Source organism: Vibrio misgurnus (assembly GCF_029635775.1).
In the GTDB taxonomy this organism is placed as follows: Bacteria; Pseudomonadota; Gammaproteobacteria; order Enterobacterales; family Vibrionaceae; genus Vibrio; species Vibrio chanodichtyis.
Map to the genome: position 1 here is coordinate 1,850,913 of NZ_CP113241.1, position 13,057 is coordinate 1,863,969.

The following is a 13,057-nucleotide window of genomic DNA, read 5'->3' on the forward strand; positions in this document are numbered from 1 at the left end:
GCCGCCTACCTGCAACTCCAAGTGATTTGAGTATAGTGGCCAACTAAAATTGGGGTGTACCTATGCTGCCCCAAATGACTGCGGGTATGGTTGCGCACGATTCTCTATCAGAGATAAACGTCACAACTAATTGGGTATGATATTTTTTAATACCTTGAATTTTGCCATCAACCATAATGCGAGCAGACACAGAGTATGTACTAAAGTATTTAGTACCCAATGCTGTTCCCATAAATTAAATTTAACCCATTGACTCGCCAGCAAGACAATATAAACATGCAAAATAAAGGCATATAATGAATTTTGCCCTAAGACGATAAAAAACCAGCCGAATAATTTATTAATCGGTAGCCAACAATAAGTTAATAGCAGATACAGCGATACAATCAAGCAAGCATTATTTAATATTCTCAGCGGTCCTAATTCATTTTTGGCCGCAAAGTTTTTATACAGCCAATCAAACTGTTCAGCGGGGATAACATGCAGCATAAGATAACTTGGCATAAAGAGATTGGTATGGTTTTGCGCAATAAAAAACATCACCATGGCTATTACGACCATAGCGGCAATAACCCATTTCCCCGTTTGGGTTTTCGCTAAGGAAAGCAGCTCATCTTTATACCAGCCACAACTCATGCCCAGCACATAGATCAATTGCCAAGCCAATAATGGAAAGGCTGAATCAAATTTAGCCGAAACAATATGTTGCTGGGTTAGTTGAAAATAACAGTATAAAAATAGTGATAATATAACTAAATAGAACACTCGCTGAGCATGCAATAACCATAAAAAAATCGGACTCAATAATAATAGATAAAAATACAAACCTAATATTTGAGATTGATGAGGGCCAATTTGCAAAAAAATGATCTGATTGAACCAAGCTTCTTTGATTTGCTCACTCACCGGATACATAGAATAAGCCACACCGGAATAACGATCCACAAAGTGAGTCAGTTCATAAATGTCGATAAAACTTATCCATCCAAGAATAAGTATCGAGAGAATAATAACAATATTAACCACATATAATGTGACTGCTCGCCGAATCAAAGAATATGACACACTCAGCAACGGTTCAGTTTGTAACTGTCGTCGTTTAAGAAAACCGAGCACAAATCCGGAGAGGATCACAAACCCCTCCGCACCAGTGATCAAACCGAATCGCTCCCAAGTTAAAATATTAAACAGCGACATCACCTCAACATGCGCAACTACCATCATCAACATCGCCATGCCACGCAGCATATCGATGCGTAAATCACGTTTATCAACAGAGGTATAAGAGATATTCAGCCTAGCGGGCAATGTCGTTTGCTTGACACTCATAGACTGGCCTTTTTCGATGCACAGCGCTTATCAAGCCAGACAGTATATTGATAAGTAATACTATTGTTTAAAGCACATCCTTGCATATCACTTACCCTTGTCTAGACTCTATTTAATAACATTACTATAACTATGGATAAGACGTGGCAAATTTTTATTTTTCATGTTTTGAAGAAAGGACTCCGCCACCACCACTAAAGCCAAATCCAATCATCGAATTTACTTGGCAGTTGCTCTCTGTCGTGACACTGGTTTTCGGTGCCAATTATATTCGCTGGCGGTGGATGGAATCATTAAATTACGATGCGCTATGGTATGCGGTCCCTCTTGTCGTAGCCGAAACACTGGCCTTTTTGGGTTCGATTCTATTTACTATCAACCTCTGGCAAGTCAAGGATGTGGCCAAGCAAAGTGCCCCAGACTGTATTACTCAATGTGTTGAGCCTGAACAAAATATTGAGCCACGAACGATTAAAGTCGATCTATTTATTGCCACCTATTCCGAAGATACCGAATTAGTCCGCTTATCGATTCAGGATGCTAAACGTATCACTTACCCGTTCCCGATCGAATATAAAATCCATGTGTTAGATGATGGTAAACGTCCAGCCATGAGATGGGTGGCAGAGCAAGAAGAGGTTAACTATCTGTGCCGAGAAAACAATATCGGTTTTAAGGCAGGTAATCTACGCAATGGCATGGAACAAACCGACGGAGATTTCATTGTTATCTGCGATGCGGATACACGAGTTTTTCCATCTCTATTAACCAATACGCTCGGCTATTTTCGCGATCCATCAGTCGCTTGGGTGCAAACTCCGCAATGGTTTTATGACTTACCCGCAGGAAAACGCCTTCCGCTCGTGCTTAAAAAAAAATTAGGCCGCCCAGGTCAAGCCGTTGGTTGGTTGGTTGAGAGATTGATCGGGCCAATCACACTCGGCCACGACCCCTTTTTTAATGATCCACAAATGTTTTATGACGTGATACTGCGGCGCAGAAACTGGGCCAATGCGGCCTTTTGCTGCGGTGCGGCATCCATTCACCGTCGGGAAGCAATTATACAAAGCGCATTACGCCGTTATGCACATGCGGTCGAATCGGAAATCTCCCATTTTACTCAACAAATCACCGATGAAGATCTGCGTGATGAATTAAGTCGAGCAATGAAAAAACACGTCGCGTATGACACTGAGTTAACGCCGTATAAATTTCATGTCTCTGAAGATATTTACACCTCGATTTTGTTGCATGGCGATCCCGAGCGGCGCTGGCGTTCTGTGATGCATCCTGAGGTTGAATCAAAAATGTTATCTCCCCAAGATTTGTTAACTTGGATGATCCAACGTTTTAAATATGCCGCCGGTTCACTCGATATTCTGCTGCATGATCCGATCTTCCATAAAGCGAACTTTAAATTAAGCATGGCGCAGAAACTGATGTACGGCACCACCTTTTGGTCGTATCTCGCCTGCTTGTGGAATGCGGTGTTTTTAATCTCACCGATCATCTATCTGTTTACCGGGATCCCACCAATTTCAGCCTACTCGACGCCGTTTTATCTGCACTTTCTCCCCTTTTTCTTGTGCTCTGAACTGGCTTTTATGTTTGGTACTTGGGGAATTTCCGCATGGGATGGCAAATCCTCCTATCTGGCATTGTTTTCCATGAACCTGAGGGCATTAGATACCGTGCTGCGCGGGGAAAAAATCAAATTTCACGTCACGCCTAAAGAGCGCCAGCAAGGCAACTTTCTGGCGTTAGTTAAACCACAATTATGGATTATTGGCTTAACCTTGTTCGGTATGGGTTGGGGAGGCTTACAACTCTACTTGGGCAATGTCGAATCACCTTCTGGGTATGTGATTAATCTATTCTGGGGTGGTGCGAATATTGCCGCGATGCTGCCGATGGTGTTAGCCGCAATTTGGCGACCAGAAGAAAGTGGATCCCCCTCCGCGCAGGAGGCTAGCTAAGATGTCTTGGAAACAGAATTTATTGCGCGCGCGCAGTTATATTGCAGTGATGATCGGTTTTTTGATTGCTTTTTATGTGGTGCTGCAAGTTGAAAGTCACATCGAGCCAACCCGATACGTGCCAAATCATTTAACCCTGAGTAATGATTTCCCACTCCTGCCTCCACCACGACAATTAACCTTTAATGAAGCGATTTGGGCCCGAATTGCTTGGCAGTATTTTGTCAATAATTTACAACCCAACGGCTTACTGAATGCCGTTGATAACCAACCCTACTCAACCATGTGGGATACAGGCAATTATCTGATGGCGATGATCAGTGCCGAACGACTCGGGATAATCTCCCGCACTGAACTCAATCATCGGCTGCAAACCCAACTCAAGACTCTTGCTTTATTACCACTCACCGATGGCAAGTTACCGGCGGTGTATTATCACTCCCAATATCTCACCCCACAGCACAGTTTAGATCACAATCCACGTCAACCGGATTGGTCTGCTATCGATCTCAGCCGACTCATGATGGCCTTGAATATGGCAAGCAGGCTCTATCCTGAACATTCCGCGGCAATTCAACAATTGACTGGTCAATGGCAATTTGATGCCCTTTTCATGCAGCGTGAATCCAAAAAAATCCTCAGTTTACAGAAGCCTAAAACTTGGCGACTGATTTCACAGGCCAATCGCCCCAGCTATGGCGATCAGTTGTATGCGCTTAGCAGCTTGCGCCAAACCCATCGGCTGGCTGGCACTGTGCTGAGCACTCCACAAGCCAACCAACGGTTTATCAATATCGATGGACTTAACATCCCTTATGAAGGTTTTTCATCGATTGCCGGCATTAATCGCCCCGTCGTCTCTAACTTGCCTCTGCTGTTAATTGGGTTAGAAGTAGGATTTGATCTGGACTCAGCCGAAATGAGCTGGCGGATCATGAAAGTACAAGAAAACCGTTATAACAGTGTTGGCGATTTGGCGTATTTAGGGGTTGATTATGCAGCGCAGATCCCGCGCTTTATCGATAATTCGAATCCGAACAAACCACCTAGCGCGATTGATAACGCTCGCCGAAAAATCAGTGCAAGCGCACTGCAACTTTCTACCCGCTCAGTATTTAGCGAATACGCTCTATTTGGCACACCATGGAATACCCGCCAGTTGCAGCGGTTAATCACACTCTATGAACCCGGTCGAGGCTGGTATGAAGGTATTACGGCGGACACCCAACAACGCAGCGATATGATCAGTGCGACCACCAATGCCGCGGTTTTAGAAAGCTTGGTCTATATCTCCATGGGCCCATTATTTTGCCAAAACTGTATGCCGACATCCGTTGCCACTCCCGCTGACGATCAGCAGCCATAATTTGCGATAAGGAACGACTATGCCTATTTACTTTACTGTCCAATCGTTTAGCAACTTACTGCTGATAACCAAACAGCTATGTTTAGTCAGTTTACTAGTAATAACCCCACTCGCGATGGCCAGCATCCAGCTACCCGCAGCCGATTATCCTCCCCGCCATGGAGAGCTAACACCGCGTGAGCAAGCGGTTGCCAATAAAGCATGGGCTTATTTTGTCAGCAACTATCAGCCAGCAACGGGGTTAGTCAACGCGGTCAATAATTATCCATCAACTACCATGTGGGATAGCGCCTCCTATCTGGCCGCACTCACCTCAGCACGAGAACTTGGCATTATCAATAAAGAGGAGTTTGATCATCGTTTGCTTAAATTCCTCGCTACCTTGAATACGTTGCCGCTGTTTCAAAATGAATTACCAAATAAAGCCTATCACACTGAGACCGCGCAAAAAGTTGACTATCAAAACAAACCTGGCGAGATTGGCTTTTCTGCCATCGATATTGGTCGGATGCTACTGTGGCTGAAAATCATTAAGGAGCTCTACCCTGAATATTCCAATGATGTTGACAACGTGGTACTGGGCTGGGATTTCAGCAATGTGATTAATGATTGCGGAACACTGTATGGCGCAATGCTGGATGGCAACAAACGCCCGATCTACGTTCAGGAGGGACGGCTCGGTTATGAAGAATATGCCGCTAGCGGTTTCCAATTGTGGGGCTTTAAAACCTGCCAAGCTTCGCGTCCAGAACCTTATCAGTTAGCCGATATTTATTGTGTGCTAGTACCGTATGATGCGCGCGATCCACGCACTAGCAATCAACATAACTATGTGGTTGCAGAATCCTATGTACTGCATGGCCTAGAAATGGGTTGGGACACCAGTGATGATCGCTCCAACAATAACAAAAAATATAGCCACCCTTGGATGCAGGATTTTGCCAACCGAGTATACCAAGCGCAGGAAAATCGCTATCAGATCACCGGCCGCATGACTGCACGCTCAGAACACCAACTGGATAAAGCCCCCTACTTTGTGTACGACAGTGTCTATTCCGATGGTTTTGATTGGAACACGATTACGGACAGAGGTAAGTATGTACCTGAAATGGCAGCCATTTCGCTCAAAGCAGCCTTAGGAATGTGGAGTTTGTGGCAATCGCCTTATACCGATAGATTGTTTGATGCGATTGAAAATGCCAATGAACAAGACAAAGGCTTTTACGAAGGACTGTATGAAAATGGTAATGGCCCGATCCGAACCTTCACCGCCAACAATAATGGGATCATGCTCGAAGCATTATTGTTTAAAAAACAGGGCCGCATTTTAAAATTCAACACCAATAATCCGCAGGATGCGCAATATGCGCCTTCTCTGTGGGATAAAACCTTGGTCAATGTGTTCGATGAGAAAAATACGCCCTTTAATCGTCCATTTATTCAACCTGACAAAAATTTAAAAAACTGGTGTCAACAAACGGGCATCGCATTACGCGATGCACCTACATGCCAAGCGTGTCAATGTCCACAATGTGATATTGATGCCCCTGTAAAATTGCCGCCGGTAGCAACATCATGCTTAAGACCATAACGCTGATCCTCGCACTGACAGCGGCGATCATCTCAGCCGCACTGATCACAATCAATGTGCGTTCTGATGGTACAGCATTGATCGATGAAGGTGCGCTGAGCCATGAACAACGTCAGTGGGCTACCACGGCTTGGCGTTATGTGCAAAATAACACCCAACCAAGTTCTGGTTTAGTCAATGGCAAAGATCGCTATCCAGCGACCACACTTTGGAATCTCGGCGATACTTTGATTGCCCTAACCAGTGCCAGACGACTTAATCTGATCAGCCAAGCCGAGTTCGATGTACGGTTATCGGCTCTATTACGCACCCTTAGTAAGCTACCACTAACCACTGCAGGTACTCCTAACTCACTGTATAACAGTGTCGATGGCTCATTAAATCAACAGCAACCCACGACAACCAAAGCTCAGGATTTAGCGCGCTTACTGATTGGAATGCGGATGTTGCTCAGCCATTTTCCGCAGTACCGCACCTATCTTGAGCGCAGCGTAATGCGCTGGAACTTCTGCCCGATTATCGATAATCAAGGCTTACTGCAAGATGGCCAGCAACAAAATAACCGTTGGAAAACGCAGGCCATTGCCGATATTGAATACGCTGATTACAGCCGTGCTGGGTTTTCACTATGGGGCTTTGAACTATCACAACAGCCCTTGCCGTTCAAAAAAGCCATCATGTCTGGATTTGTGATTGATTATACCCCCCGCGATCCTCGTTTAGGCGGTGGGCCAGCCGGTGTGGAGAGCACTCCCTATATTGTGACTGGCCTTGAACTTGGCTGGAAAATGCCTGATAACTCGCTGGCAAGCACGCGTATGCAAACGCGCGCGAAACGGGTTTATCAAATACAAGAAAAGCGCTGGCAACAAGATCAGATCCTCACCGCGCGAGCACAATACTCCCGCTCAGTTGCCCCTTGGGAGATCTACGATAGTATTTTTGCCAATGGCTATCCTTGGAATACGCTCGCCGAGGGCACTCGTTACACGCCAGAATTAGCCCTTCTTTCAACCCGGGCGATTTTTGGCTTGTGGGCTCTGTGGGACACCCCCTATACCCAAGCCTTGATGCAGTTAGGCAATCTACATCAAGATGCCGAGCATGGCTGGTTTGAAGGACGCTATGAAACCAATGGTAGCCACAACCGCACCTATACTCTCACCACTAACACTCTGGTACTGGAAGCCATCTTATTTAAATCGACTGGCAAACCGCTGATCCGCTCGGTCGCCTCAGGCGGTTATCTTGAAGCACAGATGCACAATATTTTTAACTGGCCGCGTAGGTGCTTGCCACAGGAGCGAAACCCTCAGCCGATGCAAAAGGAAGAGTAAATGGGCATCAATTACGCAGAACTGTTCAATAGTAGCTACGCACGGATCATGGCCAGCGATAAGGGTGATCGCTTCTTCACCCATTTCTATGCCTTATTTAGTGCCAGTCACGATGAGGATATTGCCCCTTTAAGTCAGGCGGTTCGTTTAGAAAAGCAAAAAATCATCTACAAAACCTTTTTCTATATGCTTTCGGTTGCCAACACCCATGTAGTCGCTGATTATCTGATCCAAATCACCCGCGATAACCATCCACAAAACCTCAACCTCGCCCCTTCTCGCTATGCATTATGGCGTAAATCGGTACTGCAAACCGTGCAGCATCTCGACCCACAATGGGATGAAGAAACGCTCACCGCATGGGCGGTCATTTTAGCTCCAGGGCTTGAATTTATGCGCCGCCAGGCCGAGTTGTACCACAAACCATCCATTCAGGAGGCTCGCTCATGCTAGGCCATCGGCAACTGCATACGGCACTCAACGCGCCCAATATCGCGTTAGCCATCTATGATCAAGATGAAAAATTACAATATTGGAATCAAAGGATCCTTGATTTTTACCCCGCGCTAAAAGATTGGCTACACATAGGGATTAAGCTCAGTGATGTACTGCAGATGATCATCGAGATTACCTACCCAAGCATACACGCGGAAAGCAAAGCCAGAATGCTAGAATCGGTACTGGCCAACTATCGACGTAATAATCACTATGAAGTAAGACGTGTCACCACGCGCACCCTTTATATCCAATATCAGCGCACCCCTGACGGGGGAATTATTAGCTCACATACCGACATCAGCCACTACGCCGACATCATCAAAAATGAGCAGCGGCTGCATAATGATTTTATTCTGGCGGCAGAAACATCTCGCATTGGGATTTGGGGCTGGCAATACCAGAGCGATGAACTACAAGTCAACCCAGCACTACTGTTGCTACTGGGGATCCAGAGTGATACCCACATCATGACCAGTGCGTTATGGGCTCACGCTTTCCATCCAGATGATCTACCACGACTTCACCAAAGCATCCATGATGCAACACGAGCGGTACTACCAATTTTCACTTGCGAAGTGCGCGTATTGCGCCCGCAAAATACCTATGGATGGGTATTAATTCAGGGGCAAATTGTTGCCCAAGACTTACAAGGCGCGGTGCAAAGAGTGATCGGCACCTTGCAAGATATTTCTGAGCAAAAGAATGCCGAAGCCGCTTCGCGCCAAGCGGTGGAAGTAGCCAAGGCTGCCAATCAAGCCAAAAGTGAATTTTTAGCCAATATGAGCCATGAAATTCGTACCCCAATGAACGGCATCTTGGGCATGACTCAATTGTGTTTAGAAACTGACCTTACACCAGATCAGCGCGATTACATTAATATGGCGCACAACTCAGCCAGTGCCTTATTAAATATCATTAATGAAATTCTCGATTTCTCTAAAATCGAGGCAGGCAAACTGATCCTTAATAATGAAGAATTTGCGCTGCGCCCACTGATTCAGGAGATTACCCGCCCACTAGCGGTTAAATTTGCTGAAAAAAATCTTGAGTTGCTGGTCGATATTCACCCCGATGTGGCAATTGAAGTTCACTGTGATCCGCTGCGATTACGACAAGTACTGACCAATCTGATCGGCAATGCACTGAAGTTTACCCTGCGCGGTGAAGTCGTATTACGCATTATGGCTGATCCTGAAATTCCTAATCGGCTTGTCTTTAGCATTACTGACACCGGCATCGGCATTGCGGCCGATAAACAGAAAGTGATCTTTGAATCTTTTAGTCAGGCGGATAATTCCACCACCCGCAAATATGGCGGTACCGGATTAGGTTTAACTATTTCATCCCGATTGGTCGAGAAAATGGGCGGAGAGCTAAAATTAACTAGCCAAGTTGGCCAAGGGAGCTGTTTTTATTTCTCACTCCCTGTATTTGCAGATATTCACAAAAAGACCCTATCTTGGCCGCCGATTTTATCTGGGGTCGATGTGTTGGTGGTTGATGATAATGATACCAATCTGCGGCTACTCTCTGGGCTATTACGCAACATGGGGCTCAAACCTGTGGTAGCAAGCTCAGGCAAACAAGCACTGGAAATAATGAATGCCAGCCCGACCTTTCCCCTCGTGCTATTAGATGCGCAAATGCCGGAGATGGATGGCATGGCTTTGGCACTGGAAATTATGTATTCACCAAGGCTACGTGCAAGTAAGTTGATCATGCTCAGCTCAACCGGCAATCGCCTAGATCGGGAAGTGCTCAAAAAAATCGGGGTCTGTTTTTTACTCAGTAAACCTATCGATGCTAAAGAGCTATTTGAAACTATGGTGCAAGCCTTTTTATCACGGCCTCTAGAGCAAATCACGACCAATCAAACCTCTAATACACCATCTAATAACCGAGTTGAACCCGCCACACCGCTCACCCAATTAGCCACTCCACGCACGCAATCCTCAGCCCATTACCATCTGCTGATCGCGGAAGATAATCTGGTCAATCAAAAATTGGCGCTCCATTTTATTGGCAAATTAGGTCATAGCGCCGAGATTGCCAATAATGGTCTAGAGGTGCTAGAAAAACGCCAACGTGCCCACTACGACCTGATCCTGATGGATCTTCAGATGCCGGAAATGGATGGCTTTGAAACCGTATCGGCCATTCGCCACAGCGAAGCGGCGCACTCATCCACCAACCCAGTGCACCAACCGATTATCGCGATGACGGCCCATGCGATGAAAGGCGATCAAGAGCGCTGCTTACAACACGGTTTTGATGGCTATATTGCCAAGCCAATCCGCTTGGAGTTATTAGCCGAACAGATTGCCGCGGTCATGGCCTCTAGCTCTAGCAACAGCAACAGCAACAACATGAGCTTAGATGTCAGCACGCCACCAATAGTGGATATCAGCGCAGCGTTGGTACAACTGAATAATGATCAGCCATTATTTCAGCAACTGGCGCTGATGTTCATCGATGAACTGCCCCATTTGCAGGCAGAATTGAATGCCGCGATCACCAAACAGTCGTTTGAAGAGATCCGGCGCAGCGCCCATCGCTTTAAAGGCGAAACACTGCATTTTGTCTGTAAAGCACTAGAAAACTGCCTTAAAGAGATTGAATTTTCGGCGATTGCACAGGATATGCCATCGATCATGGTTCAACAGCGGCAACTGGAACCCTTGTGCCTACAACTGCAACAGGCACTGCACACCACGTTGGAGGCTAAATGACGCACATCTATCGCGGAATAGGATTGTTGGCTTTAATGCTGCAAGGTTGTGCTTGGTTTCCATTACACACTACTCCAAATACCTACTCCCTTGATGGTCAGTGGCAATATCACGATGCCAATCCGCCGTTTGACGATATACGCGCCACCAATCGACCAGCAACATGGCAAACCATTGCGGTGCCGGCCAACTGGTACAGCGCGGGTGTCGATCATCATGGTGCACTCTGGTATCGCACTGAGTTTCGCCAACCGGCACTGCGCGCCGATCAATTAGCTACCTTGATTTTTGCTGGGGTAGATTATCAGGCCGAGGTTTGGCTCAATCAGCAACGCATCGGGCAACATGAAGGCTATTTTCAACGTTTTCAGTTTGATGCCACCAACCTATTGCAACAACAAAATGAACTACGAGTCAAAGTCACCAGCCCATTTGAACCCATCGGCGAGGTTTGGCCGCTGCATAAGCAAGCGATCAAGGGAGTATTATCACAGCATGATACGCGCCCGGGTGGCGCTTGGTCGAGCCAAGGGCAAGATGCCAACTCAGGGGGAATTTGGCAACCGGTTACTTTGCATATTAGCCGTGGTGCAGTGATTGATGACACGATAGCCATCGCCGACTGGAGCCGCGGATTGGATCATCCCGCCTTAAATATTCGCCTCAATTATCGGGTTAATCATCCGCGTGAGGCATTACTGACGTTACGCGTAGTACCGATTAATTTTTCAGGCCAACACTATCAATTAACGCAGACGGTGCAATTGCATGGTTCTGCGCACAGCCCAATGTCGCTTTCTGCCGCAATACCGATGCCAGACGCCAAACTGTGGTGGCCATACGGCTATGGCGCACAAAACCTATATCGTATTGAGGCAACGCTATCTGATGCTAACGGCCTAATGGATCAAAAAATTACCCAAACTGGGCTAAGAGAAATTCGCGCCACGCCGGATAAAAAAGCTTGGTTACTCAATGGTCATCGGCTGTTTATCCGAGGCACCAACTATATTGGATCGCCTTGGCTCGGCACCATGACTGCAGCTAACTATCAACGCGATTTACAACTGATGCGTAAAGCCAATATCAATGCGGTGCGAGTGCATGCGCACATCGCCAGTCAAGCGCTGTACGATCAAGCGGATCAAGCCGGCATGCTGATTTGGCAAGATATGCCGCTGCAATGGGGATACGATGACAACCCCAGTTTTGCGCAAAAAGCCGCTCAGCAGGCCAAAGATTTACTGCGACAATGGGCAAATCACCCATCAATCATTGTATGGTCAGGTCAAAATGAACCGCCCTTTGACTCGATTTGGATGAAACAGAAATTCGCCGATTGGACGCCAGATTTAAATCGGCAGCTCGCAGCAACCGTTGCTGCCACATTAAGTGAAGATCAGAGCCGGATCATTAATCGCTGGTCCGCAGTCAGCGAACACTACTGGCAAGGTTGGTATTTTGGCGTCGCAAACGATTTTTTGAACGTAGCCAAAAACTCGATCATTAGCGAATTTGGTGCTCAAGCACTACCCAATCTCACCACCTTACGCACGATTATTCCCGACCAGCAAATGTGGCCTACCAGCACCGACCCTAATGATCCGGGTTGGGATATCTGGCAGTACCATAACTTTCAGCCATTAGAAACTTTTCGCAATGCTAAAATATCCCGCGGCAACACGATTGAAGAGTTTATTGCCCATAGCCAAGCGTATCAGGCCAATTCTATCCAACTGGCCGCGGAGAGCTATCGTCGGCAGCGCTATCAACCTGTCGCCGCGCTGTTTCAATTTATGTTTAGCGAAACTTGGCCTTCGATTAACTGGGCGGTACAGGATTATCAACGAGTCCCCAAACCCGGTTATTTTGCGTTACAGAAAGCCTATCAACCTGTGCTGCCTTCAATTGAACCGATCACCCTCACCTGGCAGGTGGGCAAAAGTGGCAAAATTGGCCTATGGGCCATCAACGACCGTTGGCAAGATTACCGCGATGCCAAACTGCGTTGGCAAGTATTACAAGATGAACGTAAATTAGCCGAAGGTGAACAATGGCTCGATCTACTGGCAGACACTGGTTTTAAAGTGACAGAACTGACGATCACGCCACGTTCAAGCCAGCCTTTACTGCTGGTGACTGAACTGCAGGACAGTGATGGCCATTCATTAGGCAAAAATAGCCGCTACTTTACCATTACCACTCAATAATTCGCGCTAAGTGATTCGGTT

8 protein-coding genes are annotated in these 13,057 nt (G+C 46.6%); 7 read left to right on the top strand and 1 reads right to left on the bottom strand.

Going from position 1 to position 13,057, the window contains the following annotated elements; translation table 11 throughout:
• Positions 1 to 126 precede the first annotated feature (126 nt).
• A complete protein-coding gene (gene opgC / locus OOK74_RS08510) occupies positions 127 to 1,329 on the bottom strand; it encodes an OpgC domain-containing protein (protein WP_278182602.1) in 1,203 nt (400 codons plus the stop codon).
• Positions 1,330 to 1,613: 284 nt separating this feature from the next.
• Here opgC and OOK74_RS08515 point away from each other — a divergent pair, with 284 nt between their 5' ends.
• From OOK74_RS08515 to OOK74_RS08545, 7 genes are read left to right on the top strand one after another with little or no spacing between them, the layout of a single operon-like run.
• Complete coding sequence (locus tag OOK74_RS08515) at positions 1,614 to 3,305, top strand: glycosyltransferase (protein WP_278182603.1); 1,692 nt, start codon at positions 1,614 to 1,616, stop codon at positions 3,303 to 3,305.
• Between the two features lies 1 nt (position 3,306).
• Positions 3,307 to 4,671 carry a DUF3131 domain-containing protein gene (locus tag OOK74_RS08520; protein ID WP_278182604.1) on the top strand — a complete coding sequence of 455 codons (1,365 nt, stop codon included), beginning with the start codon at positions 3,307 to 3,309 and terminating at the stop codon, positions 4,669 to 4,671.
• Between the two features lie 19 nt (positions 4,672 to 4,690).
• Positions 4,691 to 6,262, top strand: coding sequence for a DUF3131 domain-containing protein (locus tag OOK74_RS08525; protein WP_274722955.1), 1,572 nt, complete (start codon positions 4,691 to 4,693; stop codon positions 6,260 to 6,262).
• Positions 6,247 to 7,599 (top strand): DUF3131 domain-containing protein, encoded by a 1,353-nt coding sequence (locus OOK74_RS08530; protein ID WP_274722954.1) that lies wholly within the window; start codon positions 6,247 to 6,249, stop codon positions 7,597 to 7,599. The genes OOK74_RS08525 and OOK74_RS08530 overlap by 16 nt, the downstream gene beginning before the upstream one ends.
• Positions 7,600 to 8,052, top strand: a complete 453-nt coding sequence (locus OOK74_RS08535; protein ID WP_278182605.1) for a globin family protein — start codon at positions 7,600 to 7,602, stop codon at positions 8,050 to 8,052. It abuts the gene before it with no gap.
• A complete protein-coding gene (locus OOK74_RS08540; protein ID WP_278182606.1) occupies positions 8,046 to 10,826 on the top strand; it encodes a response regulator in 2,781 nt (926 codons plus the stop codon). The genes OOK74_RS08535 and OOK74_RS08540 overlap by 7 nt, the downstream gene beginning before the upstream one ends.
• Positions 10,823 to 13,036: a glycoside hydrolase family 2 protein gene (locus OOK74_RS08545; protein ID WP_278182607.1), complete on the top strand. Its 2,214-nt coding sequence runs from the start codon at positions 10,823 to 10,825 to the stop codon at positions 13,034 to 13,036. The genes OOK74_RS08540 and OOK74_RS08545 overlap by 4 nt, the downstream gene beginning before the upstream one ends.
• Positions 13,037 to 13,057 lie beyond the last annotated feature (21 nt).